At 67.0% G+C, this 25,407-nt stretch carries 21 protein-coding genes; 16 read left to right on the forward strand and 5 right to left on the reverse strand.

Annotated elements, in window-relative coordinates:
• The coding region (locus F595_RS0111235; protein WP_022956973.1) for an integrase core domain-containing protein at positions 1-243 on the forward strand (243 nt) is incomplete at its 5' end.
• Between the two features lie 46 nt (positions 244-289).
• Here the strand turns inward: F595_RS0111235 and F595_RS0111240 are convergent.
• Both F595_RS0111240 and F595_RS13900 read right to left on the reverse strand, forming a co-directional pair.
• Entirely contained in the window at positions 290-721 is a 432-nt protein-coding gene (locus F595_RS0111240; protein ID WP_022956974.1) for an MAPEG family protein, read from the reverse strand.
• Between the two features lie 90 nt (positions 722-811).
• The gene (locus F595_RS13900) at positions 812-1,594 is read right to left on the reverse strand and encodes a PaaX family transcriptional regulator C-terminal domain-containing protein (protein ID WP_022956975.1); all 783 of its coding nucleotides are present in this window, start codon (positions 1,592-1,594) and stop codon (positions 812-814) included.
• Positions 1,595-1,663: 69 nt separating this feature from the next.
• Here F595_RS13900 and F595_RS13905 point away from each other — a divergent pair, with 69 nt between their 5' ends.
• The 7 genes from F595_RS13905 (at position 1,664) to F595_RS14305 (ending at position 7,849) form a co-directional block, all read left to right on the forward strand.
• The gene (locus F595_RS13905) at positions 1,664-2,329 is read left to right on the forward strand and encodes an enoyl-CoA hydratase/isomerase family protein (protein ID WP_022956976.1); all 666 of its coding nucleotides are present in this window, start codon (positions 1,664-1,666) and stop codon (positions 2,327-2,329) included.
• Between the two features lie 21 nt (positions 2,330-2,350).
• A complete protein-coding gene (locus F595_RS0111255; protein WP_084683044.1) occupies positions 2,351-2,767 on the forward strand; it encodes a YkvA family protein in 417 nt (138 codons plus the stop codon).
• 31 nt (positions 2,768-2,798) lie between these two features.
• Positions 2,799-4,067, forward strand: a complete 1,269-nt coding sequence (locus F595_RS0111260; protein ID WP_022956977.1) for an FAD-dependent oxidoreductase — start codon at positions 2,799-2,801, stop codon at positions 4,065-4,067.
• A complete protein-coding gene (locus F595_RS0111265) occupies positions 4,064-4,864 on the forward strand; it encodes a class I SAM-dependent methyltransferase (protein ID WP_022956978.1) in 801 nt (266 codons plus the stop codon). Before F595_RS0111260 ends, F595_RS0111265 begins: the two co-directional genes overlap by 4 nt.
• Positions 4,865-4,944: 80 nt before the next feature.
• Positions 4,945-5,718, forward strand: a complete 774-nt coding sequence (locus tag F595_RS0111270; RefSeq protein WP_022956979.1) for a ferredoxin--NADP reductase — start codon at positions 4,945-4,947, stop codon at positions 5,716-5,718.
• Positions 5,719-5,753: 35 nt separating this feature from the next.
• Positions 5,754-6,167 (forward strand): hypothetical protein, encoded by a 414-nt coding sequence (locus F595_RS0111275; protein WP_022956980.1) that lies wholly within the window; start codon positions 5,754-5,756, stop codon positions 6,165-6,167.
• Between the two features lie 71 nt (positions 6,168-6,238).
• Positions 6,239-7,849 (forward strand): Na/Pi cotransporter family protein, encoded by a 1,611-nt coding sequence (locus F595_RS14305; RefSeq protein WP_022956981.1) that lies wholly within the window; start codon positions 6,239-6,241, stop codon positions 7,847-7,849.
• 8 nt (positions 7,850-7,857) lie between these two features.
• On the opposite strand, the gene F595_RS0111285 is transcribed toward F595_RS14305, so the two are convergent.
• The gene (locus F595_RS0111285) at positions 7,858-8,124 is read right to left on the reverse strand and encodes a DUF2970 domain-containing protein (protein ID WP_022956982.1); all 267 of its coding nucleotides are present in this window, start codon (positions 8,122-8,124) and stop codon (positions 7,858-7,860) included.
• A gap of 65 nt (positions 8,125-8,189) precedes the next feature.
• Here F595_RS0111285 and F595_RS13915 point away from each other — a divergent pair, with 65 nt between their 5' ends.
• Positions 8,190-8,765, forward strand: coding sequence for a methylated-DNA--[protein]-cysteine S-methyltransferase (locus F595_RS13915; RefSeq protein WP_022956983.1), 576 nt, complete (start codon positions 8,190-8,192; stop codon positions 8,763-8,765).
• Between the two features lie 51 nt (positions 8,766-8,816).
• On the opposite strand, the gene F595_RS0111295 is transcribed toward F595_RS13915, so the two are convergent.
• Complete coding sequence (locus tag F595_RS0111295; RefSeq protein ID WP_022956984.1) at positions 8,817-9,689, reverse strand: metal-dependent hydrolase; 873 nt, start codon at positions 9,687-9,689, stop codon at positions 8,817-8,819.
• Positions 9,690-9,863: 174 nt separating this feature from the next.
• On the opposite strand from F595_RS0111295, the gene F595_RS13920 reads away from it, so the two are divergent.
• Positions 9,864-10,883, forward strand: coding sequence for an AraC family transcriptional regulator (locus F595_RS13920; RefSeq protein WP_022956985.1), 1,020 nt, complete (start codon positions 9,864-9,866; stop codon positions 10,881-10,883).
• Between the two features lie 6 nt (positions 10,884-10,889).
• On the opposite strand, the gene F595_RS0111305 is transcribed toward F595_RS13920, so the two are convergent.
• Positions 10,890-11,714, reverse strand: coding sequence for a PPK2 family polyphosphate kinase (locus F595_RS0111305; protein WP_022956986.1), 825 nt, complete (start codon positions 11,712-11,714; stop codon positions 10,890-10,892).
• Positions 11,715-11,867: 153 nt separating this feature from the next.
• Here F595_RS0111305 and F595_RS13925 point away from each other — a divergent pair, with 153 nt between their 5' ends.
• The 6 genes from F595_RS13925 (at position 11,868) to F595_RS14545 (ending at position 25,146) form a co-directional block, all read left to right on the forward strand.
• Positions 11,868-12,386: a YqiA/YcfP family alpha/beta fold hydrolase gene (locus F595_RS13925; protein WP_022956987.1), complete on the forward strand. Its 519-nt coding sequence runs from the start codon at positions 11,868-11,870 to the stop codon at positions 12,384-12,386.
• A 52-nt stretch (positions 12,387-12,438) separates the two neighbouring features.
• Positions 12,439-15,942, forward strand: coding sequence for an exodeoxyribonuclease V subunit gamma (gene recC / locus F595_RS0111315; protein ID WP_022956988.1), 3,504 nt, complete (start codon positions 12,439-12,441; stop codon positions 15,940-15,942).
• On the forward strand, positions 15,935-19,681 hold the full coding sequence (recB, locus tag F595_RS0111320; protein ID WP_022956989.1) for an exodeoxyribonuclease V subunit beta: 3,747 nt from the start codon (positions 15,935-15,937) through the stop codon (positions 19,679-19,681). Before recC ends, recB begins: the two co-directional genes overlap by 8 nt.
• The gene (gene recD, locus F595_RS13930; RefSeq protein WP_022956990.1) at positions 19,678-21,687 is read left to right on the forward strand and encodes an exodeoxyribonuclease V subunit alpha; all 2,010 of its coding nucleotides are present in this window, start codon (positions 19,678-19,680) and stop codon (positions 21,685-21,687) included. Before recB ends, recD begins: the two co-directional genes overlap by 4 nt.
• Before the next feature lie 281 nt (positions 21,688-21,968).
• Complete coding sequence (locus tag F595_RS0111330) at positions 21,969-23,570, forward strand: zinc metalloprotease (protein ID WP_022956991.1); 1,602 nt, start codon at positions 21,969-21,971, stop codon at positions 23,568-23,570.
• 193 nt (positions 23,571-23,763) lie between these two features.
• The gene (locus F595_RS14545) at positions 23,764-25,146 is read left to right on the forward strand and encodes a WS/DGAT/MGAT family O-acyltransferase (protein ID WP_228126959.1); all 1,383 of its coding nucleotides are present in this window, start codon (positions 23,764-23,766) and stop codon (positions 25,144-25,146) included.
• Positions 25,147-25,407 lie beyond the last annotated feature (261 nt).

Here is a 25,407-nt window from a genome sequence, read left to right on the forward strand (position 1 = left end):
TATCAGCAGCTGCATGAGCGTCATGGCATACGCTGTTCGATGACAGACGGCTATGACTGTTACCAAAATGCCCTGGCGGAGCGGGTCAACGGCATCTTGAAGTGCGAGCTGCTGTTGCAGCGTCCACATGACCTGCTGGAGGCAAGGAAAATGGTCATGGAGTCGGTGACCATCTACAACCAGGAGCGTCCGCATCTGGCGCTGAAATACAAAACGCCCGATGCAATGCACCGGGCGTTTTGAGAGAAACAGGTGTCAACCTATTTCAGGACTGGACACGGTCGTCGGCTCAGAGCATGTTGCAGAGTGCCAGCAGCCAGTATGCCAGGATACCTGTCTGTGCCAGCCACAGGTTGGCGCGCAGGAACACGAAGGCCGGCGCGATGCTGATCACGTGCACGCCACTCTGGGCCAGGCGCAGCCCCAGAAATACCATGGCGAGCGGATCGACGACGGCGAGCTGGCCGGTGGCAGCCGCTACCAGCACCACCACCGCGAACAGCGGCAGATTCTCGACACAGTTCAGGTGCGCGTGATGACAGCGGGTGACCCATGCCGGGTCGGCATGGGTGGCGGCTTCGCGGGTCCAGGCATTGGCGGGCGCTTTGAAGCTGAGTACCAGGGCTACCCGGTAGCTGACGTAGGCCAGCGCGAGGGCCAGTGTCAGCGCAGTGAAACAGAGCAGGGCACAGAGTGCCGGGGACAGGGTCATGTCGGTCATGGGCGTATCTCGCGAGTAGGGGTTGACTCTGACATTACGCAGAGAATTGCCAGCAAACAACCATTTGTCGGATATTGACGCTGAGCGTGCTCAGCCGTTGCGGTAGATCTGCGCCCAGATGCGGTGGCCGAGCTGGTCGTAGGCGCGCACCGTGTCGAGGAAGGTCTGGCGCGCCTGCGCGTCGACCAGCGGCTCCGGCAGCAGCGGGTCATAGACCACCGCGCGTATGGCCTTGCTGCCCATCAGGAAGCATTCGCGCGCGGCGACTTCCGGTTCCAGGCTGTCGGCATTGGCCATCCAGGTCGTGAGCTGTTCATGCAGCTGGCGATACTGCTGGTTCAGCTTCCGGCCATCCCAGAGAGTGTTCAGACGCGTCTGGTCTTCGCGGCTCCACTGGCTGCCGACGAACAGCGGGGCGGCATCGGCCATGCCCAGCACGGTCAGGCGATGGCGTATGGCGTCGAGGTCGGCGACCAGGTTGTCAGGGCGCACATAGAGGTCACGTTCCAGCTCGCGGAAACCCAGCATGCTCAGGGCACGCTCGCGGTAACGCAGGGCAGTGCGGTCGCTGCGACCGAGGTGTCCGGTGTGGATGACCAGGTAATTGCCGCTCCAGGCCCGCAGGCGCTGTTCCGCGGAGCGCCAGGTGGCGACGTCGCCGGCCAGTTCCATGGCGGCTGGCGCGAGCTGGTAGCTGCCCCGGCCGGCAGCGAGAATGAGCCCGTCCGCAGACAGGCGCACCAGCGCCACGCGCACGGAGTTCTCGCTGATCTCGAAGATGCGGCAGGCGGCGATGGCCTCGCGGGCGGTCAGGGGCTGTCCCTGGGCGGCCAGCAGCAGATCCAGGACAAGGTGTCGGGCATTGAGCTTCATGGTCAGCGACTGTAACAAAAAAGCCCTGTGCTGTGAGAACATGCCTGCAGACGTTTCAGGAGTATGCGCATGTCGGTGTTGAATCTGGTGCGGGAAGGCGCGGTCTGGGTACTGACCCTGACCGGTGGCGAGAGCCGTTTCAATGACACCTCTCTGGCGGCCTGGTTGCAGGCCCTGGACACGGTGGAGGCGGGCGAGGGCAATGCCGCCCTGGTCATCACCAGTGCCGATGCCAAGTTCTTCAGCACCGGCATTGATCTGGAAGGGGTGGTCGGCGAGTTCGGCCAGGACTACCTGATGCAGACCTTCGTGCCCAGGCTGGACGCGTTTCTGCTGCGTCTTGCGCGCTTCCCGATGCCGGTGGTGGTGGCCATGAACGGTCATGCCTACGGGCTGGGCGCGCTGGTCGCTGCCACCGCCGATGTGCGCCTGATGCGTGCCGATCGAGGCCGTTTCTGCTTCCCCGAGGTCGACATCAAGCTGCCGTTCACGCCGATCATGTCGGATGTGGTCAAGCTGCTGCCGAGTCCGGCGGCGGCCTGGCAGATGGCAGCCACCGGGGTGGCCTGGGGTGGTCAGGAGGCACAGGCGGCAGGTGTCATCGACCAGGCGCTGTCAGCCGAAGAGCTGCTGCCGACCGCGATTGCCATGGCCACGGCGCTTGCCGCCAAGGATCGCGCCACCTATGCCGTGATCAAGCGTCAGTGGCGAGACCGCTTCGATCGCCATCTCTGAGCCCTGCCAAGGAGATCCGACATGCACGACCATTCCGGGAACCCGCAGCATCCTGCCAGTGACACGACGCCGTTGACCGGGCTGCCGGCCGTCGGCGTTGCCGCACAGGCTGAGTCTGTCGAGCCGGTGACTGAAGACAGTCTCTGGCAGAAGATCACGCGCGCCGCCAAGCGTGCCGGCCGCGAAGTGGTCGAGAAGGCCCTGTGGCTGCACTACGCCGCCCAGCGCCCGGAGACGCCGGCATGGGCACGCACCATGATCTATGGCGCGCTGGCCTACTTCATCCTGCCGGTGGACATGATTCCCGACGTGGTTCCGCTGGCGGGCTATACCGATGATCTCGGCGTGCTCGCGGCCGCTGTCGCCACGTTGGCGGTCTACATCAACCAGGACGTCAAGGACCAGGCCGCGCGCAAGCTGCAGGACTGGTTCGGCTGAAGCCCTTCTCCCAGTGTGAGCACCCCGTGAAATGAGTACCCATGTTGCCGTGATCGGCAGTGGCATGGCCGGTCTGGCCGCTGCGCGCCTGTGTCGAGATGCCGGATGCCGCGTCACCGTGTTCGAGGCCCAGGCCCGGCGCGGCATGGATGCGCACAGCATTTCCCTGCAGGGCGGGCTGGTGGACGTGCCGCTGCGCGTCATGAGTCCGCTGGCCTGGCGTCATGTCATCGCGCTTGCCGAGCGTGTCGGCGTGCAGACCTATCCGGTCAATACCTACACCACCTGCAGCTGGCTGCCCGGCGACACCTGGTTTCGCAGCAGCCGCGTGCCGCTGCTGAACTGGCCCGTGGTCGGCTCCTGGCGCTACCTGAATCGCAGCAGCTGGCGCCTGCTCACGGGCTTCCGCACGCTCGGCAAGGCCCGCGAGGCCATGCGCCGCGATGGCCTCGGGCACATCACGCTGGCAGAGTTCCAGCAGCGCTATCCGCAGGATGCGCTGTTCTGGCGCGGCCTGGTGCTGCCCATCCTGACCACCATCTGCACCTGCAGCGAAGAGCATCTGATGGCCTGGCCGGCCGGCGACCTGCTCGATCTGCTGGCGACCATTGTCCAGGGGGACACGCTGCGCCGCCTGAAGGGTGGCACTCCGGCACTGGTCGACGGGCTGGCACGAGACCTGGAGTTTGTCAGCGGCAGCCCGTTGACCGAGGTCAAGGCTGTGGCCGGTGGCATGCAGGTACGCAATGCGCGTGGCGATGTGGCCCGGGTCGACACCGTCATCGTCGCCACCCAGGCCAACCAGATCGGCTTTCTCGATGCCGCCGACTGGCCGCGCGAGCACCAGTGCCTGAGTGCCATCCGCTTCGATCATGGCGAGCTGGTGGTGCATCGTGACACCCGCTTCATGCCTGCCGACCGCCGTGACTGGAGCGCCCTGCATTACCAGATGCGTCCGGATCTTTCCGAAGCCATGTTCACGGTCTGGGTGAATCCGGTCGAGAACAGCCTGGGCAATGACGATCCTCCCGTGTTCCAGACCTGGAATCCGCTGTTCGCGCCGGATCCGCAGAAAGTCATCGTGCGGGTGCCGCTGGCGCGGGCGGTGGTGCACGGCGGCACGGCATCGGCGCTGCAGGGTCTGTCAGACCTGCATGGCGAGCCTGGCCGGCAACTGTTCTTCTGCGGCTCCTGGGCCTATCCGGGCGTGCCGCTGCTGGAGTCGGCAGTGCGTTCCGCGATTGCCGTGGTGCAGCGCCTCGGCCTGCAGCCGGAGCCGCCGCTGTCGCTGTCGGCATGAGCGACCGCCGCAGCCCGTCGCTGGCCTGGACCAACCTCGGCGACTGGGCGGAGGGTGACGATTTTCGTGCCGCCTGCGCGCGTCTGGCACGGCGTCACGCCGAGGCGGTGAGTCTGCAGCCCTCGCATCGCGTGCTCGATCTGGCCTGTGGTCGCGGGGCCAGCCTGGCCCTGTGGTGGCAGCTGGGCGTGCGTGAGCTGACCGGGCTGGATGCCGATGCCGAAGCGCTGCGGTCAGCCCGCGAGGGCTTGGCTGGTCACGGCCTGGTGACCGACGGCGCTGCCGGCGTGACGCTGCTCTCCGGTCGACACGACCAGTGGCCGCCGGTTCCCGGTCTGCTGCCGGCCGCTCATGATGCTGTCGTCTGCATCGATGCCGCCTATCACGCGAGCAGCGCCGATGCCTTCCTGCGTACCGTGGCGCATGTGCTGGCGCCTGACGGCCGTGCCGCCTGGAGCACGCTGGTGCTGCGCAGTGAGCCGGGCTGGCGTCTGCGTCTGCTGCTGCGCGCTGCCGGCATCCCGTCCGCCAGCCTGTGCACGCTGGCCGACTGGCAGGCGAGGGCAGACCGGCACGGGCTGCTGCTGGAGCCGGTTGCCGCGCTTGACGCCGAGGTGCTCGACGGCTTTTCCACCTTTGCGCGCAGTGCCGTCACCGCGACGCCGGCACAGGCCGACGCGCAGGGCTGGTCTCATGTGCCGCGCTGGAAGCTGGCGCTGACCGGCCGTCTCTGCCTCAGCCTGACGGCCTCTGGTGAAATCGGTTATATGCTTATGAAAACTCGCCATAAGACCTGATGCCGACAGAACTGCGCAAATACCGTAAAATGCGCGCCCCAGCCTGCGGCTGATGCCATTTCCAGGAGTCGAGGAAGACCATGTCGGCGTTCAATGAAGAGAAAGTGCTCACTGTCCATCACTGGAATGACACTCTGTTCAGCTTCACCACCACCCGTGACCAGAGCCTGCGTTTCAAGACCGGCCAGTTCGTCATGATCGGCCTGGTGGTGAATGGCAAGCCGCTCATGCGCGCCTACTCGGTGGTCAGTGCCCACTACGAGGATCACCTCGAGTTCTACAGCATCAAGGTGCAGGATGGCCCGCTGACCTCTCGCCTGCAGCATCTGCAGCCCGGTGACACCCTGCTGGTGTCGCGCAAGCCCACCGGCTCCCTGATCATCGACAACCTCAAGCCGGGCAAGAACCTGTATCTGCTGTCGACCGGCACCGGTCTGGCACCGTTCATGAGCGTGATCCGCGACCCCGAGTTCTACGAGGCCTTCGACAAGATCATCCTCACCCATGGTGTGCGCTGGAAGAGCGAGCTTGGCTACTTCGAGCACATCACCGAGGAAATGCCGGAAGACGAGAACTTCGGCGAGCTGGTGCGCGAGAAGCTGATCTACTACCCGACCGTGACCCGCGAGGACTTCGAGCGTCAGGGCCGTCTGACCGACCTGATCGAGTCCGGCCAGCTCTTCGAGGACATCGGCCTGCCGCCGCTGAACCCGGAAACCGACCGCGTGATGATCTGCGGCAGCCCGAGCATGCTCAAGGATCTGGTCGAGATTCTCGAGAAGCGCGGTTTTGTCGAGGGCACCAGCCATGCCCCGGGCGACTACGTCATTGAACGTGCCTTCGTCGAGAAATAAGCGCGTCTCACGCCCTACATAATAGGAGGCTGTCCATGCCGGCCCTGTTGCTGCTCATCCTGCGCATCGTGGTGATGGCCATCCAGATCGCCGGCATGATGGCGTTCTTCAATACCGTGCTGGGCTGGGGACAGTTCGCCACCTTCCTGTCGTCGTTGCTGGTGGCGCTGTTCATGCCGCTGCTTGGCACCTTCCTAGGTGCCTACGGGGCCTGGCAGGTCTGGGACTGGTCCTGGTGGCTGGTGTTGCTGGTGTTCCTGCCGAGTCTGGCGCTGTCACTGATGACCCTGGTCGGCGTGGGTGCCGCCGGCCTGCTGTCGGCCCTGTTCCTGCGCAAGCGCCTGCAGGCCGGTTCCGGTCGCCCGGCAGATGCCGGCCAGGGCAGCACCATCGAGGGTGAGGTGCTCAGCTCGCGCGTCGACAGTGATCCGTCGGAGCGTCGTGACTGAGTGACTGCCATGGTCTGACCCGGCAATGCCGCGCATGCTAGCCTGAGCGTGATTGGCATGCGGAGTCGGACATGGAGAGCGCGTTCACGTTCCTCGGTGGTCTCGGGCTTTTTCTGCTCGGGATGACCCTGATGACGGATGGTCTCAAGCTCTCTGCCGGACAGCTGCTCGGCAAGCTGCTCGAGCATGCCACGCGTACCCGGCTCAAGGCCCTGTGCAGCGGATTCCTCATCACCACCCTGGTGCAATCCTCCAGCGCCGTCACCGTGGCCATCATCGGCCTGATCAATGCCGGCGTACTCAGTTTTCGCCAGGCGCTCTGGGTGATTTTCGGCACCAATGTCGGCACCACCATGACCGGCTGGATCGTGGCTCTTGTCGGCTTCAAGTTCAGGATCGAGACCTTCGCGTTGCCCATGATCGGTGCCGGGGTGCTGCTCTACCTGACCGGAAGTCAGACCCGGCGCGCCGGTCTGGGCCATGCCATCGCGGGTTTCGGCTTGCTCTTTCTCGGGCTGTCCTTTCTCCAGGAGGCCTTTGCCGGGCAGGCGCAAACGCTGCAGCTGCCGACGGGCGTGGGGCTTTCAGCGGTACTCATGCAGGTGCTTATCGGCATCCTGATGACCATTCTGATGCAGTCCTCGAGCGCGGCACTGGCCATTACCCTGACCGCTGCCAGTGGTGGCATGCTCACGATCGAGGGAGCGGCGGCCATGATCATCGGCTTGAACGTCGGCACCACGGTGACGGCATTGCTGGCGGCCATCAATGCCACCAGCAATGGCAAGCGTGCCGCCATGGCTCACCTGGCATTCAATCTGGTGACGGCGCTGGCTGCCCTGCTGATGCTGCCCTGGCTGTTGACGGTGCTGTTGCAGATGCAGCATCTGCTGCTGGACGCGCCGGGCATGGCGACGACGCTGGCCCTGTTCCACACCGCGTTCAATCTGCTCGGGGTCATGCTGATGTGGCCGATATCGGACCGTCTGGCGAACTGGCTGCTGGCACGCTTCCACAGCCACGATGATGATCTGGCACGTCCCCGCTTCATCGATGACAACATCGCAACCGTCACCAGCCTGGCCATTCCTGCCGCCGAACTGGAAATTCACCGGCTTGGCCGTCATGTCGTCAGGGCCTGGCTGGACACGCTGGATGCCGAGCATCTGCCTGCCTCTGGCAGCAGTCGCGGCAGCGCCGCGTGCCTGGCATTGAGCCAGCAGATCGCATCCTTCCTGATACGTACCAGCCGCCAGTCGCAGAGTGCTGCGGATGCCGACAGCCTGGCCCGGCTGCTGCAGATCAAGCGACGTTATGACGGCATGACCGGTCTGCTGGCCACGATGTCCGATTTCCAGCCGGGGCAGGCCGGCGAGTCTGCCCTGCTGGAGACGGCAAGACGTCTGCTTCAGCGCAGTCAGCCAGGTCAGGACGAGCGGCCACCGTTGCCGGAAGAGGTGCGCGAGTTCGATGTGCTCTATGCTGCCAGGCGTCTGGCATTGATGATGCAGGCTGCACGTGGCGAGGTCGATGTCCTTGCCATGGAGGATCTGCTCAATCACCTCAGCGCCCTGCATCAGGCGGTGCTGAAGGCAGCGGATGCCATCAGCCTGATGCGGGCGGACGAGGGCGAAGCTTCTTCTCTGACCATGCCCGTGGCAGCGGAGGATGCCGCGCGCTGAGCCCTGCGTCAGCTGCTCGCGGAGATGGCGGCATTCACCGCCATCATCACGACCACCACCATGACGATGACGAACACGATGCCGGCAATGATGAAGCTGCGCGGATTGCCGTGGGTGAAGTCGCGCACCCGGTTGGCCTCGTTCTGAACGCCGAACCAGGCCCGGAACACGCTCGCCAGCACGCCCAGCGGACCGACACTGCGTTCTGTCAGCGAGCCTGATGTGGCGTGCTGTTGGTCATCAGGGGCGGCGGGGGGCTGGCTGCCAGCGGACATGGCATGACTCCTGTCCAGGTCGTGTTATCGTCATCTGACCATGACGCATTTGCCCGGGTCTGTCCATGTCAGTCACCAAGCGCATTCCTTTCTACACGCTGCTGCAACTGCCCGACGCCATGGCGCTGCTGGCCTGCACGCCGGATGGCATCTGTGCGCTCTCGCTGGATGACAGCGCCGAACCGCTGGAACGTGGTCTTTTGCAGCGCTGGCCGACCGCACGCAAGGTGGCGGGCGAGCCCGGAAGCGCGTCATCGGGTCAGCACACCGAGGCTGGCGAGCGTCTGCTTGTTTCGTTGCTGCCGCGTGTGCAGGCGGCGCTGAACGGGGCAGCCGATCCGCAGGCGGGTCAGCCCTGGCCGCTGGATCTGCAGGGCACACCCTTTCAGCTGGCCGTCTGGCGCGCCTTGCGCGAGATTCCGGCTGGCAGCACGTGCAGCTATGCCGAATTGGCCACGCGCCTGGGCAGGCCGTCGGCGGCGCGGGCAGTTGCCGGAGCCTGTGCCGCCAATGCGGTGGCGGTGCTGGTGCCATGCCACCGCGTAGTGCGTGCTGACGGCAGCCTGTCCGGTTATCGCTGGGGCGTGGCTCGCAAGCAGGCCTTGCTGGCGGCCGAGGCGGCTGGCGCCAGCGGCGTCTGACGCGTCAGTCTCCGGCAGGCAGCATGCGGCTGTGCTGCCTGCCCAGCCTGCTCAGGCTGCGGCGGCGGCGCCGGCAGCGGTCGCGGCTGCCGCTTCCGCCGGGCGCAGTTCGTGCGATGCCAGCGTTCGCACATGGCCGGCGATCAGGTGCCGGTTGTCATGCTGCCAGGGGTGGAAGTCCGGACGGTAGTAGTCCAGGTACTGCGGAATGATGCGGGTCAGGAAGCCCGGCTTGACCAGCATGAATTTCGCGAAGCCCAGCGCGGCGCGCCAGTCGCCGAGCTTGCCATCGTGCTTGAGCAGGCTGTGTTGCATGCGCAGTGTCACCAGCAGGAAGAAGAAGGTGGCCAGCGCCATCGAGCGTACGCGCAGCCAGTAGTCGCCATCCACCGCTTGGTAGACGTCGAAGGCCACGGCCTTGTGCTCGGTCTCCTCGACCGCGTGCCAGAGGAACATGTCCGAGTACACCCCGGCGATGTCCGCGATCACCTCCTCGCGCTCCAGCAGCAGATTGGCGAGGATGGCGGTGAAATGCTCGAAGCCGGCGGTCATCGCCAGCTGTTCGCGCGGTGACCACTTCTTCTTTGCCCAGGCCAGGGCGCCCTTCATGAACTTCAGCTTGTTCTCCAGCGGCAGCCCGTGCTGGTCGATCAGGGCCTGGTTGAAGGCCTCATGCTCCTTGCCGTGATTGGCTTCCTGGCCGATGAAGGCGCGGATCTGCTCACGCAGCAGCGGGTCCTGGATCTGCGATTCGAAATGGCGCACGGAGTGGATGAAGAAGCGCTCGCCATCCGGGAAGGTGGTCGACAGCGCATTCAGGAAGTGGGTGATCCAGGCGTTGTCCTTGTACCAGTAGCGGCGCAAGCCGCTCATGTCGTAGTCCATGCGGCGTACGCGGATGCGCAGGGGAGTCTTGCTGGTCATGGCCGGGTCCTCAGTCTGTTCATGGGGTGCGCGTGCGAGCGCGACCGGGTGCAAGGGCAGGGAAGATGCCCATGAGCTGACTGTGACTTGCCAGTCGCCTTGTCTGAAGGGTAATGTCTGCCGAAAATCGGTCATTGACGGCCACTTCTGGGGTGGTCAGGGCAAGGAGCAGGCATGACTACGGCGCGGCGCGGTGGCGAGGAGACCCTGTCCGGACATTACCTGGCCATGGCCTGCCGTCATGCCCGTCAGCGCGGCCTGCCGGTGGACGCGGTGCTGGCCGGCACCGGCCTTGACGAGGGTGGACTGGAGCAGCCCGGTTGCCAGGTGCCGTTGCCGGTCTGTCTGCGCCTGTTTGGCAACCTGCTGTGTCTGGATCGCGATCCCGGCATCGGTCTGGCTCTGGGGCGCCAGCTCGACATACGCAGCCACGGCTTCCTGGGCTATGCCATCCTCTCCAGCCGCAGCATCGGCGAGGCGCTGGACCTGTGCATACGCTATTTCCGCACCCGTACCAGCCTGTTCGAGATACGCCTGTTCCGCGAGGACGACATGGCGGTGGTGCAGCTCGACGAACGGGTGCCGCTGGGGCCGCTCGGCCCGGTCCTGCTCGATGCTCTGATCACCCTGATGGCGATGGGTGGCGCGCAGCTGACCGGTCGCGACTTCCAGGGCGTGGTGCGACTCACCCAGTCACGCCAGCCGCATCATGACAACTGGCCCGAGCTGGCGCGTGCAACGCTGCTGTTCGAGGCTGCCTTCAACCAGTTCCGTTTTCCGCGTATCGGTCTGCAGCTGCCGGTCAGCCATCCTGATCCGCAGCTGCTGCAGATGGCTACTGCGCAATGCGAGGAGGAGCTCAAGCGCCTGCATGACAGCGGCGGCCTGCTTGCCGAGGTGCGTCGTCTGGCTCGGCAGCATCTGGCCGGAGACGCCTCGCTGGAGCGCATCGCGGCCGATCTCGGGTTGAGCGAGCGCACGCTGCGTCGCCGGCTCGCCGAGCTCGGTACCAGCTACCAGATGCTGATCGAGCAGCTGCGCCGGGGCCGGGCGGTGGAGTTGCTGCTGCACAGCGCGCTCAGCGTGGAGCAGATCGCGTCCGAGCTGGGCTACGAGGATCCGTCCAACTTCGGCCGCGCCTTCCGGCGCTGGACCGGGAAGTCGCCGAGGGCGTACCGGGCGGCGCGGGGGTGAGCGGTCTCAGCCCTTCCGAAGCAGCCTGCGGTATTCCTCGGTGACCTTCTCGTCGAAGGCCGGATAGGCCGGCGCCAGCTGCTCCAGCGCGCTGACCAGCAGCTGGGCGACGGCGCGCCGGGCCAGGCCCTTGTCGTCGTTGGGAATCAGGTGCCAGGGCGCCTCGACGCAGTGCGTGTCGCGTATGGCTTCCTCCATGGCCTTGAGGTAGCTGCTGCGCTGCTTGAAGGTGGCGATGTCGGAGGGGTCGAACTTCCAGCGCTTGCGCGGTTCGTCCAGGCGCTTGAGCAGGCGGCTGCGCTGTTCTTCCTCGCTGGTGTGCAGCCAGACCTTGATGATGCGCGTGCCGCTGTCGCTCAGGTGCTGCTCCCATTCCCGGATCAGGCGCGCACGCGCGCTCCAGAATGCGGTGCTCTTGGGGGCATCGGGCAGGAAGCGCTCGGCGAGCAGGGCCTCGTAGTGGCTGCGATTGAAGAAGGCAACCTCACCCTTGGCGGGCAGCCGGCGCACGATGCGCCAGAGAAAGTCGTGCGCGGCCTCTTCCGGTGACGGCTTGCCGAATGACCAGGCATGGAAACCGGCCGGGTCCAGACCCTCGGAGAGTTCGCGGATCAGGCTGTCCTTGCCGCTGGCATCGAGGCCTTGCAGTATCAGCAGCACGGCATGGCGACGATTGGCCCAGAGCTTGCGCTGGGCTTCCTCCATGGCCAGCAGCAGGGTCTTGAGCTCACCCAGGCTGACGCGCTCCTCCTCGCTCATGACGGTGGCCAGACTGGTCAGCCGGGGGCGGCCGCCTTTCCAGCGCCAGCGGTTCTCCGGGGCATCGGGCATGGGGCAGGGTCTCCGTGGGGCAGGTCGCAGGGGGGTATCCGGCTACTTTGCCGTGTTCATGGCGGAGCCACAAACATTTCACGCTGCCGGTGTCGCGGGGGCCGTGCTTTAATCGGCGTTTGGCCGGCGCAAGACAACCACAAGGAGCTGGGTGTGACGACAGTGTTCTTTCTGCATGGCATGGAAAGCGGTCCGGACGGGTTCAAGATCCAGGCCATGCGGCGCACGGTCGAGGCGCTGGGGTTGCGCAGCGAGGCACCGGACTTCCGTTTCAGCCGCGATCCCGAGGCGCGCGCGGCGCATCTGCTGAGCCTGTTGCCGGTCGGCGAGGCGGTGCTGCTGGTCGGTTCCAGCCTGGGCGGCTTTGTCGCCGCACGCGTTGCCGGACAGGCGGAGGCAGCGGGGCGCGAGGTGGCTGGTCTGTTCCTGCTCTGTCCGGCCTTCGATCTGCCGGGCTATCCGCTGGACCGTCCCGGGCAGCCGCTGCGCGGGGCTGCCGTGGAGTTCGTCCATGGCCGTCATGACGACGTGGTGCCGCTGGACAATTCGCTGCGCGCGGCGGCGGCCTGGCAGGCCGTGGTCACCGTGGTGGACGACGATCATCCCCTGCATGCCAGCATCGATCTGATCTGCGAGCGTTTGCAGGGATTCGTGCGCAGGCTCACGGCATGAGCCTGCCCTCTGCCAGCCTGTTCGTCATCATCCTGCGGATTCTGCCCTGTTCATGACCGACCACGAGATTCGTCCAGGCTTCATCGTTCTGCACAGCCATCGCCTCGAGCACCTGCGCGATGTCCTGGTGCACTGGCTGCGCGCCTACCCGCTGGGCCCGCTGGAGAACGAGGTGGTGCTGGTGCAGAGCAATGGCATGGCGCAGTGGCTGAAGGCCGCGCTGGCCGCCGATGCCGAGCCTGCCCGTGCCGGGCAGCCGGCAGGCCTGGGCATCTGCGCGGCACTGGAGGTGGTGTTTCCGGCGCGCTTCCTGTGGCGTGCCTACCGTGACGTGCTCGGGCACGAGGCAGTGCCCGCGACCTCGCCGCTGGACAAGCAGCCGCTGCTCTGGCGCCTGCTGCGCGAGCTGCCGGCCTGGCTGGACGAGCCCGTGCATGCTCCCTTGCGTCGCTTCCTGCAGGACGATGCGGATGGCCGCAAGGCCTGGCAGCTGGCGCAGCAGATTGCCGACCTGTTCGACCAGTACCAGGTCTACCGGCCGGACTGGCTGGCCGACTGGGCGGCTGGCGATGACCGTCTGCGTGGTGATCCGGCGCGTGCGGTCAGCGAGCCGCAGCCGGTACCCGGACGCGAGCGCTGGCAACCGGCGCTGTGGCGCGCGCTGCTCGACAGCCTGGCCCGTGACGGTCTCGCGACCGATGGTCACCGGGCAGCCTTGCACCAGCAGTTCCTGGCCGCGCTGGCGGCTGCCGACCGGCGACCCCGGCAGCTGCCCCGGCGCGTGATCGTCTGGGGTTTGTCGGCGCTGCCGCGTCATGTGCTGGAGGCCCTGGCCGCACTGGGTCGGCACTGCCAGGTCATCGTCGCCATGGTCAATCCCTGCCAGTTCTACTGGACCGATCTGCTGCAGCCCCGGCCACGCCGGCACGCTCTCAGGCCCGGTCTGCCGCCGGTACTGGCCGAGCACAGTCTGCGTGATCACGCCAATCCGCTGCTGCTGGCCTGGGGCCAGCAAGGTCGTGACACGCTGGCCATGCTGGCCGACTACGATGATGCCGACAGCTACCGGGCGCGTTTTCAGGGCCTGGGCCAGCGCATCGACCTGTTCGACGCCGAGCCTGCCGACACGCTGCTGACCCAGCTCCAGGCCGCCGTGCGCGAGCTGCAGCCGCTGCCATCCACGCCGGCCGGACGTCTTCCGGTGGCGGCCGGTGATGACAGCCTGCATTGCCATGTCGCGCACAGCCGCCTGCGCGAAGTCGAGGCCCTGCATGACTACCTGCTGCGGCGTTTCGATGCCGCCCGCGAGGCCGGCCAGCCCCTGCACCCGCAGGACGTGGCGGTGATGGTGCCGGACATCCGCGATTACGCGCCGCTGGTGCAGGCCGTGTTCGGTGCCGACCCGGACACGCGCCTGCCGTTCGCCCTGCTGGACAGGCCGGTCAGCGATCAGGCGCCGATGCTGCGTGCGCTGACCTGGCTGCTGGGTCTGCCTGATGCACGCTGCACCCTGCTCGAGCTCTGGGCGGTGCTCGATGTGCCTGCCATTCATGCCCGCTTCGGTCTGGCTGCCAGCGATCTGCCACTGCTGCGGCGCTGGTTCGAGCAGGCCGGTGCGCGCTGGGGGCTGGATCCGGCACATCGCCGGGCCTGGGGCATGCGCGAGTCGCTGACCGCGAACACCTGGGCCTTCGCGCTCGATCGTCTGCTGCTGGGCTATGCCGCCGGGGATGCCGACGCGTTTTCCGGTGTCTGGCCGGAGGCGGATTTCTCGCCGCTGGATGCCGCCTTGCTGGGACCGATGGCGCAGTTTCTGCAAAAGCTCAGCGACATGGCCGCGCAGCTGCAGGCGGAGCGCCCGGTGGCGGAATGGGCGGTGATCTTCCGCGCGTTGCTGGACGATTTCCTCGCCCCGGACACGCCCGAGGATCTGCGTCTCCTGGCGCGTCTGCAGGAAGAGCTGGCGAACTGGCAGACGCTGGCCGGTGCGGAGTTGCGGCTGTCGCGCAGCGTGGCGGTCGACGCCTGGCTGGAACGGCTGGAGGAGGGCGGCATGAGCCAGCGCTTCCTCACCGGCTGCATTCATGTGGCTACCCTGATGCCGATGCGGGCCATCCCGTTCCGTGTCGTCTGTCTGCTCGGGCTCAATGATGGCGAGTTTCCGCGTCAGCGGCCGCCGGTCGATTTCGACCTGATGGCGCTGGCGCCACGGGCCGGTGACCGTTCCCGACGCCAGGATGACCGCTACCTGTTCCTCGAGGCCCTGCTGTCGGCACGTGACCATGTCCTGCTGAGCTGGGTCGGCCGCAGCGCGCGCAACAACCAGGAGCAGCCCCCCTCGCTGCTGGTCGGGCAGTGGCGTGACTACGTGCTGCAGGCCTGGCGCTGCGCCGATACTGATCCTGACGATGACAGCCCCGCTGCGCAGAAACGGCTCTGGCAGCAGCTGCATACCGAGCTGCCCCTGCAGCCCTTCAGTGCGCGTTATTTCCTGCCCGGCACGTCACTGCAGACCTTTTCCCGCAGCTGGCGCGACGCACTCGACCCGCTGCCTGCCGAGGTGCCGGCGGTGTCCGAGCGGCGTCTGCCCGAGATGCCGGTGACCGCCCCGGAGCTGTTGCGCTGGTGGCGCGATCCGGTGGCCAGCTTCTGGCATCACCGGCTTGATGTGCGCTGGCCCCGTGCCGATGAGCAGGCGCCCGAGCACGAGCCCTTCGTGCTTGACGGGCTGCCTCGCTACAGCATCCAGGACGAGTTGCTGCAGGCCTTGCTGCTGCCGGATCCCGAGCCGGTCTGGCAGCAGATCCTGCAACGTCGCGCCGGCAGCGGGCAATGGCCGCTGAGCGGTTTCGGCGAGCTGGCCAGCCAGGCGCTGGATGAGCAGGCAGCACGGCTCTGGCAGGCGGCCGAGACACTGCGCCAGTCCGAGCCGGTGGTGCAGCGCACCCGCCAGGTGACGCTTGCGGTCGCTGACTGCCCGGTGACCATTGAGCTTCCGCCGCCGCTGATCCGGCGCGGGCCGGATGGCGAGCTGACGCTGTGGGGCCTGACCGGCTCGCGCGTGCATGACAGCAAGGGCGGGGTGACGAAGTTTGCCGCGCTGATGCCGTTCTGGCTGGACCAGGTGTTGCTGGCGCAGAGCGGCCAGTCGCTGCCCTGTGCCGTGCTCAGCGGCAGCGGCCTGCTGCGCTGGCCAGCATTGCCGTCGCCGCTGGCCAACCAGTGGTGCCGGGACTTCGTGGCGGCCTGGCTGGCCGGGCAGGCCGAGCCGCTGCCCTTGCCGCGCGATGCCGCCTTGGCCTTTGCCCGCAAGGCCATGCCTTCGGCCCGGTCACGCGGCGAGGCAGCCGTTGATGTCGAAAAGGCCATGGCTGCTGCCGCCACCGTCTATGACGGCGAGGACCGCGCAGCGCGGCCGCCGGCGCCTCCGATGATCTGGGCCTATCCCGATTTTGCCGCCGTGTCGGCCTGCGGACGCTTCCAGCAGGTCGCCGAGCAGCTGTATCTGCCCATGGTGAACTGGATCCTGTCTGCGCAGGGAGACAGCGATGACTGAGTTCGTGCAGCAGACCCTGCAGCCGCTGAGCTTTCCCTTGCACGGGCTGCGCCTGGTCGAGGCCAGTGCCGGCACCGGCAAGACCTGGACCATCGCCGCCCTGTATGTGCGGCTGGTGCTGGGGCATGCGCCCCGGGGCGAGCACGGCGAGCCGGCCCGGCTGCCGCCCGAGATTCTCGTGCTGACCTTCACCGAGGCCGCTGCCCTCGAGTTGCGCGACCGCATCCGGGCGCGTCTGGTCGAGGCCGCGCTGGCATTCCGGCGCGGCAGCAGCGAGGAGCGCTTCCTGCACGATCTGATGCAGGATTATCCGGAGACCGCGCTGCGCGAGCAGGCCGCGCTGGTGCTTGAGCGCAGCGCCGACTGGCTCGACGAGGCTGCCATCAGCACCATCCACGCCTGGTGCCTGCGCGTGCTGCAGCAGCATGCCTTCGACAGTGGCAGCCTGTTCCGGCTGATCCTGCTGCAGGATCTCGGCGTCTGTCGCGAGCAGGCGGTGCAGGATGCCTGGCGCCAGCTCTTCTACGGCCTTGAGCGCGAGCGCGCGGCCGTGGTGGCGCGTCTGCTGGGCAGTCCGGAGGCACTGGCGCAGCGTCTGCGCCCGCTGCTCGACAATGCCGATGCCGCGCTGACCCTGGCCGGTGTGCCGGCAAGCGCCGAGGTTGATCTGGCCTGGCAGCACTGGCAGACCCGGGACAGGCGGCGTCGCCAGGCCCTGCAGGAACTCAGGCAGACCTGGGTGACGGCGCGGGAGGCGGTGCTCGCCAGTCTGCAGGCGGCCGATGACGGCAGCTGGCTGAATCGCAAGAGTTTTCCGGCCGGGCTGGCGCCACGGCTGGATGCCGCCATGGCCGCCTGGAATGACGAGGAGGCAGTGCCGGAGGCGGTACTCAAGTATCTGCCGGAGCGACTGCAGAAGGCGGCACGCAAGGGTCAGCCGGTGCCCGAGCATCCCTGGCTGGCGCGTCTGGCGGATTGCCAGCAGCTGGCCGATGACCTCAGGGATGGCGAGCATGACCTGCTGGCAAGCCTGCTGCTGGTGCTGCGTGACACGGTCGCCAGCCAGCTGCAGCGGCAGTTGCAGCGGTTGTCGGCGATGGGCTTTGATGACCTGCTCAGGCGAGTCGAGCGGGCACTGCATCAGCCCGGCGGTGAACGCCTGGCGGAGACGCTGCGGCGACGCTATCCGGTGGCCCTGATCGACGAGTTCCAGGACACTGACACCCTGCAGTTCCGCATCTTCCAGCGCCTGTATGGCGACGCCGGACAGCCCGCCGCCGCGGCGCGCTGCCTGCTGCTGATCGGTGATCCCAAGCAGGCCATCTACAGCTTTCGCGGTGCGGATCTGCCGACCTATTGGCAGGCCAAGGCGCTGGCAAGCACGCCGCATTTTGCCCTCGGCCGCAATTTCCGCTCGACGGAACCGCTGGTGGATGCCGTCAATGCCTTCTGGGGGCATGCCGAGCGCAGCCTGACGGGAGGCAGCTTTGCCCGCGACGGCAGTGCCGAGGGCCTGCGCTATCACCCGGTTGTCCCCAATGGTCGGCACGAACGTCTGCTGCAGCGCGGCCCGGCGGGCTGGGTCGAGGTGCCTGCCATGCAGCTTGCCTGCGATCCGGATGCCGAGGTGCTGTCAGCCGGCCGTGCCCGTGACGTGCTGGCCCTGGCCTGTGCCGCGACCATTGCCGGCTGGCTGGCACAGGCGCGTGCCGGTGACCTGGGCTTCAGTGCGGATCCCGGTCCCGACAGCACCGGGCTGCGCCCCCTGCAGCCGGGTGACATCGCGGTGCTGGTGCGCAGTCGCCACGAGGCTGCCAGCGTGCGTCGCGCCCTGCATGCCCTGGCGCTGCCCAGCGTCTACGGCTCCGATCGCGACTCGGTCTGGGCCGGTGACGAGGCACTGCAGCTGCAATGCTGGCTGGAAGCGCTGGCCTCGCCCGAGGATGAGCCGCGCCTGCGTCTGGCGCTGGCGACTCCGGCGCTGGGGCGCAGCTGGCAGGCGCTCGAGCGCTTGCGTCATGACGAGCGTGCCTGGGAAGACGAGGTCTCCGCCTGTCGCGAGCTGCAGCAGGTCTGGCGCCAGCAGGGCGTGCTGGCCGTGTTGCGTGCCTGGCTGTTCCGCCACCAGGTGCCGGCCCGCCTGCTGTCAGCGCAGCAGGTCGATGGCGAACGCCAGCTCACCAACTTCCTGCATCTGGCCGAGTTGCTGGCACAGGCTGAAACGCAGGTGCAGGGCGAGCAGGGTCTGGTGCGGCATGTGCGTAGCTGCCGCGAGGCGGCAGTGCAAGGTGCGCAGGATGACACCGTGCTGCGTCTGGAAAGCGATGCCGAGCGCATACGCATCGTCACCCTGCACCAGTCCAAGGGCCTGGAATATCCCGTCACCTGTCTGCCTTTCCTGGGCCTGCCCGGCGCATCGGTGCGTGACTGGCTGCGCTATCACGATGCCGATGACCGCCGCGTGCTGGACCTGCAGCCGCAGGTGAAATCATTGCGGCCGGGCGCCGTCGACGCTGCGGAGCGCCATCAGCGCGAGCAGTTGCAGGAGGACCTGCGCCTGGCCTATGTCGGCATGACGCGGCCGCAATCACTGCTCTGGCTGGCCCTGCTGCCAGCCGCCGAGGGCACGAGCAAGTCGCAGGTGCTGCAGCGCAGTCCCTGGGCCTACTGGCTGGCCGGTGCCGCCAGCGTCAAGGCCGAGGAACTGCCCGCTTTGCTGACGGCGCTGCAGGCTGAGGTGCCGGGGCTGGTGTCGGTCCCCTGGCCTCTGCAGGGTGAGCCGGCGCCGGCCTGGCACGCCGAGGCCGGTCCGGCGCTGCGTCCGGCCAGCCGCTTCGGCGGTCTGTCGGGGCGTGGCTGGCGCATTGCCAGCTACAGTGCCCTGCGCTTCATGGCGCTGACCGGGCATGGCCATGGTCTGGCCGAGGGCGTTACCGATGTCGCTTCGGTGCAGACCGCTGCCGACGACCGCTTTGCCGAGCAGGTTCTGGCCGAGCTGGCCGGATTGCCGCGCGGTGCCGAGATCGGCACGTTCTGGCATGACCTGCTGGAGTGGGCGGCCGGGCAGGGCTTTGCCCGGGCAGCGGCAGACCCGGCCGGTATCGCCGACGAGGTGCGCCGGCGCTGCCAGCAGCGTGGCTGGGACGAGCAGACACGCCCCTTGACCGCCAGCCTTCAGCACTGGCTGGCCGCCGACATGGCCTTGCCGGGCGGTGGCCGGGTGGCCTTGCGCGATCTGGCCAGCTACCAGGCTGAACTGGAGTTCTGGTTTGCCGTGCAGGACAGCCGGGCCGAGGCCCTGGATGCGGTGGTGCGTGCGCAGGTGCTGCCGGGGCTGCCGCGTCCGGTGCTGGAGGCACAGTCGCTCAACGGCCTTTTCAAGGGCTTCATGGACCTGGTGTTCCTGCATGACGGGCGCTACTACGTGGCTGACTACAAATCCAATCACCTCGGCGACAGTCCCTCCGACTACGCGTCCGAGCATTTGCGTGATGCCATCCTGACGCATCGCTACGAGCTGCAGTACAGCCTGTATCTGCTGGCCCTGCACCGGCATCTGCAAGTACGTCTGCCGGACTATGACTATGACCGCCATGTCGGCGGCGCGGTCTATCTGTTCCTGCGCGGCTGGGGCGAGGCGGGACAGGGCGTCTTTGTCGACAGGCCGTCACGCCAGGTGATCGAGGCGCTGGATGCCTGCGTTCGCGGCAATGCCGCTCCGGCGGGAGCACAGGCATGAGCGACGTACGCCAGCAGGACCTGTTTCCGGCACCGGCACTCGCGCTGGATGATGACCTGCCCATGCCGTTGCCGCCGTGGCCGGCGCTGGCAGCCGGCCTGCTGCAGACAGGCGAACTGCGTCCGCTGGATGTCGCCCTGGTCGACAGCCTGTGCCGGCATGCGCGCGGCGTTTCGGTGCTGGCCTGTCTGTTGACGGCACTGACCAGCCGGCAACTGGGGCAGGGCCATGTCCGTCTCGCGCTGGAGCAGCTGCTGCAGGAGCCGCACCGGCAGCTCATGCATGCCGGCGCACTGGCCGTGCTGGATGATGCCCGTCGCCGGCGTGGCGGCGGCAGCTGGTCTGACCTGCTGCAGGACTGTGCCTGGCTGACCGCCAGTCCGCGGCGCGACACGTCGGCGCCGCTGGTATTGCAGGATAGTCATCTCTACCTGCGGCGCAGCTGGCAGGACGAAACGGCCGTGGCTGCCGCGTTGCGCCAGCGCCTGCAGCCGGTTCTGCCGTTGCCGGCATCGGCAGCCCTGGCTGCCTGGCTGGACGAGCTGTTTCCCCGCAAGTCTCAGCCAGCGGATGCGGCCACGCCGGCACCGGACTGGCAGAAGCTGGCCTGTGCCCTGGCCGTGCGCCAGCGTTTCACGGTGATCACGGGCGGGCCCGGTACCGGCAAGACCACCACCGTGCTCAAGCTGCTGGCGCTGCTGCAGCGCCAGGCCCTGGCGGCCGGCGGCGAGCCGCTGCGCATCCGTCTGGCGGCCCCGACCGGCAAGGCCGCTGCACGCCTCAACGAGACCCTGACCGGTGCAGTGGCCGCCTTGCCCGTTGCCGATGCCATCAAGGCGGTGATTCCGGTCGACGTGGCCACGGTGCATCGGCTGCTTGGTGCCCAGGGCGAGTCCCGGCGTTTTCGTCATCACGCCGGCAACCGGCTCGCGCTGGATGTGCTGGTCATTGACGAAGCCTCCATGCTGGATCTGGCCATGATGGCGGCGGTGCTGGCTGCACTGCCGGAATCGGCACGTCTGATCCTGCTCGGTGACAAGGATCAGCTGGCCTCGGTCGAGGCCGGTGCCGTGATGGGCGATCTCTGCGCCGGCGCCGTCGATGGCCGTTATGACCCGGCGCTGGCGAGCTGGCTGGGCGAAGTCAGCGGCGAGGATGTCTCGCCCTGGCAACGGTCCCCGGGCGCATCCGTCGAGGCGCTGGATCAGCACGTCATCATGCTGCGTCACAGCTATCGCTTTGCTGCCGATCGCGGCATCGGGCGACTTGCGGCGGCCATGCAGGCGGGTGCGGCAGCCAGCCCCGGACAGCTGCAGGCGGCAGCGCCCGAGGTGGGCGAGTGCCTGCCCGACCAGCTGGCGCAGCCTTACGACGTCTATCGCCGCTGCCTGGCCGAGCGGCCGGACTCCGGCGATGAGGCCGCTCAGGCAGCCTGGCTGGAACGACTGTTCTCCGCCTTCGAGCGCTATCGCATCCTGGCTCCGTTCCGTCAGGGCGCGGATGGCGTCGCGGCGCTCAACGAGGCGCTCGACAGGCGCTGGGGGGGCGAGCATGCCGGCAGCTGGTATGCCGGTCGCCCGGTCATGGTGACCCGCAACGATGCGCGTCTGGGTCTGATGAACGGTGATGTCGGCCTGACCCTGTGGTCGTTGCCTCGCGATGGCGAGGAGCCACGCCTGCGCGTGGTCTTCCGGGATGCTGCCCGGCATGGGTGCTGGCGCTGGCTGCTGCCGGCGCGTCTGCCGGCGGTGGAGACGGTCTATGCCATGACCGTGCACAAGTCGCAGGGTTCGGAGTTCGAGCAGGTCACGCTGGTGCTGCCGGCCATCGGTCATGAGCGCCTGACGCGCGAGCTGGTGTATACCGCGCTGACGCGGGCGCGTCGGCGCTTTGATCTCTGTCCGGCCAATGAGGCCGTCTGGCTGACAGCACAGGCTCAAGTTACAGAGCGGGCTTCGGGTCTGGCACAATCGCTACGCGACGTAACACAAGACACGAGGTCTTGACCAAGCTGCGACGGAATGCGTAACCCGGCATAACAAAGGTCCGGCACGTTTGTCCTACCATGCCCTGACGCAAGGCATGGCAGGCTGATCGACGTGACTCGGCCATGCCCGCAACAGGGCAGGGGAAAACAATGCACGCATTCCGGACAACACCATGGGACCGTATCGGTCGAGTCACGCTGCTCAGCTTGCTGCTGGCTGCCTGTGGTGGTGGCGGAGGCGGCGGTGGTGGGGGCGGCGGTGCCAGCTCAAGCTCAGCGCCAAGCACACCGGCCAGTCCGGTGAGCAGCAACAGCTTCAGCGTGACGGTGGCACCGGATGGCCAGTCCCGTGTCATCAATGCGCCCTGCGCCATCACCCAGAATCTCGGTGACGCCCGCAATGACGGCCTGCGCGTTGCCAAGGTCAGCTGGCTGCAGGTGGTCGAGCAGGATGCCTCCGCGCCGGATACGCGCCTCACCGGTGGCAAGCCGCTTCGCGTGCGTGTCGATGTGCTGGCCAGCAAGTCAGGTGTCAGCCAGCCTGCCACGCGACAGCTTCAGGTGTTCAATCCGGCTACCAGCAGCTGCACCACCATTACCCTGAATGCCCCTGCCACGGTACCGACCTCGGCCAACCAGGAAAACCTGAGCACGGCCTATGTCGCTGACATCGACGGCAGCCTGGTCAAGTCCGGCATGAGCATCGCCGTGGTCGTCGATGACAGCAGCGGACGCTCGGCGACCGAGGCCGATCGCACCTTCGCGGTTTTCACCCCGCGCGTGACCACGGCCACCACCCAGAACGTGCGCATCATTCCGCTCACCTTCCAGGGCCAGACCGCCAGTGTGCCGTCATCGGAGATCGTCAACGACCTGCTCGAGCGCATGTTCCCGATCACCACCGTGAATACGGTCGTCGGTGCTCCGGTGGCAATCGACAATCTCGCCACCAGCGTCGGCGGCCTGCTCTGCGCCGTGGGCAGCATCACCAGCAGCCTGGGCATCAATCTGCTGCCGAGCTGCAGCCCGGCGGTTGGCAGCGTCGACCTGTTCCGTGACGTGCTGGATCGCGTCAACGACGTCTGTCTGTCGGTGAATGCCGGCAACAGCAATGCCCGAACCGCCACCAAGTGCATCGGCCTGCTGCCTGACAACATCATCTTCAAGGAGTCGCTGGACCAGAACGGCACCTATGTCGGGCTGGCCTTTGTCGGCGGCATCACGCTGATCGCGCGTGACTTCACCACTGTCGATGTGTCCGCCTCCGGCCCGTACAACGCCTCGCACTGGATGACCGACGATGCCGTCACCGTGGCACACGAGTTCGGCCACCTGATGGACCTCGATCATGCCAACTGCGGTGGTGCCCCGGGCCTGGATCCCCGCCTGTACACCGACGGCCGTCTCGGCGGGGTCGCGGGCTATGACAACATTCGCGGCTTCTATTTCTCCGGTGCCTACCGCAACTTCGCGAACCAGCTCCTGTTCGCCGACGTCATGTCCTACTGCACCAAGGAATGGACGTCGGATCGCGGCTACCTGTCCATGCTCAACTACCTGGTGCCGGCAGCCGAAGTGCAGACCGCCAGTGCTGCCCGCGTCAGCGGCGGCGATGCCTCGCCGCGCTGGGTCAAGGCCTCCCGCCGCAACAACCAGTGGCAGCTGACGCCGGTGCCGTTCGTGCCCTCGACCCTGAGCGCCTCGGCACTGAGCGCCGAGCTGCAAACCGCGAACGGTACGGTCACCGTGCCGCTGCTCGCGCCCGAGCTGTCGCTGCCGCTGCCAGCCGCCGTCACGGACCGGGGGCCCTACTTCTTCAACCTCGCCGACCACGATGTCAGCAGCATTCGTCTGCTGCGCAACGGCAGCCTGCTGCAAGACGGCCTGACGCTTGCACCCTGAGCGTCTCCTGCAGGGCAGGGCTGCTGTGCCGGGTCGGACAGCAGCCGCCGAGCGCGGCAGTCAGTGCGCCCTCAGCCCTTGTCTTGCCTTGTCCGCTTGCAAAAGAGGGATGCCAATTTTCCGGCAACACGCTAGCCTAGGCCGATAAAGAACTGTCCATACAGGTCGGGTTCGCGTCACAGCCGGGGTTGCCATGTCCTTGAAGCCACTTTCTCCTGCGGATCAACTGTTTCTCTGGCTGGAAAAGCGGCAGCAACCCATGCATGTCGCCGGCCTGCAGCTGTTCACCTTTCCCGAGGATGCCGGTCCGCGCTACATCCGTGACCTGGTCGAGGAGATGCGCAGCTTCAACACGCCGCAATCGCCCTTCAACAAGCGCCTGGTCAGCCGTTTCGGCCAGTACTTCTGGGAGGAGGATGACCAGTTCGATCTCGAACACCACTTCCGTCATCGCGCCCTGCCCAAGCCCGGTCGCATCCGTGAGCTGCTGTCCTACGTGTCGTCGGCACACAGCAACCTCATGCACCGCGAACGCCCGCTCTGGGAAGTGCATCTGATCGAGGGCGTGCAGGGGCGCCGCTTCGCACTCTACAGCAAGGTGCATCACGCCATGTTCGATGGCATCGCCGCCATGCGCATGGGCAGTCGTGCCCTGACCACCGATCCGGACGAGCGCAACCTGCCGCCGATCTGGGCCATGCCGCCACGTCGTCGTCCGGCCGGTCTGCAGATTCCCAATCCGGTTGAAGTGGCCACCGGACTGGCACGCTTCACCGCCGGCATGAGCAAGCAGGTCGCGACCATGCCGGCCGTGCTCGGCGAAATTGCCAAGGTGGCGCGCAAGTCACGCCGTGATCCGAACTTCGTGTCCTTCTTCCAGGCGCCGCCCAGCCTGCTCAACAGCAAGATCACCGGCTCGCGACGCTTCGCGGCGCAAAGCTGGCCGATGGCGCGTTTCAAGGCGGTGGCCAAGGCCTTCGACTGCACGCTCAACGATGTGGTTCTGGCGGTTTGCGGCAGCGCCCTGCGCAACTATCTGATCAGCCAGCAGGCATTGCCCGACAAGCCCCTGATTGCCATGGTGCCGGTGTCGCTGCGTCGTGATGACAGTTCGGAAGGCAACCAGATCGCGATGATCCTGGCCAATCTGGGCACGGAAGTGGCCGATCCGGCCTTGCGTCTGAAGCGGGTGAAGGATTCGGTGCAGGAAGCGAAGAGCCGCTACAAGGCCATGAGCCCGGCGGAGATTCTGAATTACACGGCGCTCATGATGGCACCGGCGGCGATCCAGCTGATGACCGGGCTGGCGCCCGGCCTGCAGCCGTTCAACGTGATCATTTCCAATGTGCCGGGCCCCAAGGAGCCGCTGTACTGGAACGGGGCGCGCCTGACCGGCATGTATCCGGTATCGATTCCTGTCGATCAGGTCGCGCTCAACATCACGCTTACCAGTTACGTGGACCACCTGGAGTTCGGTTTGACGGCCTGCCGTCGAACCCTTCCCTCGATGCAGCGCCTTCTCGATTACCTCGAGCAAGGCCTTCGCGACCTCGAGGTTGCTGGCGATCTGCGCTGAAGCTGTCGCCACGCGGCGCCGGACGCGGGCCACCTTCGGTCCACGGACGCGTGTCGCGCGGGGCGGCATCGCTGCGCTGACGGAAGTCCTGCTGCGGGCGACGATCGGCGCCCGGGCCGCCGCGACGGAAAGCCGGACGGTCACCCATCAGGGTCTTGCGGTCAAAGGCGCTGCGCTCGTGGGTGGCGACGCCGGCACGGTTGCCGATGGACTCGTCACTGCTGGGAGCGTTGTCCCACTGGCGTGATTCGCTGGCGCCGT

Source organism: Perlucidibaca piscinae DSM 21586 (genome assembly GCF_000420045.1).
Taxonomy (GTDB): Bacteria; Pseudomonadota; Gammaproteobacteria; order Pseudomonadales; family Moraxellaceae; genus Perlucidibaca; species Perlucidibaca piscinae.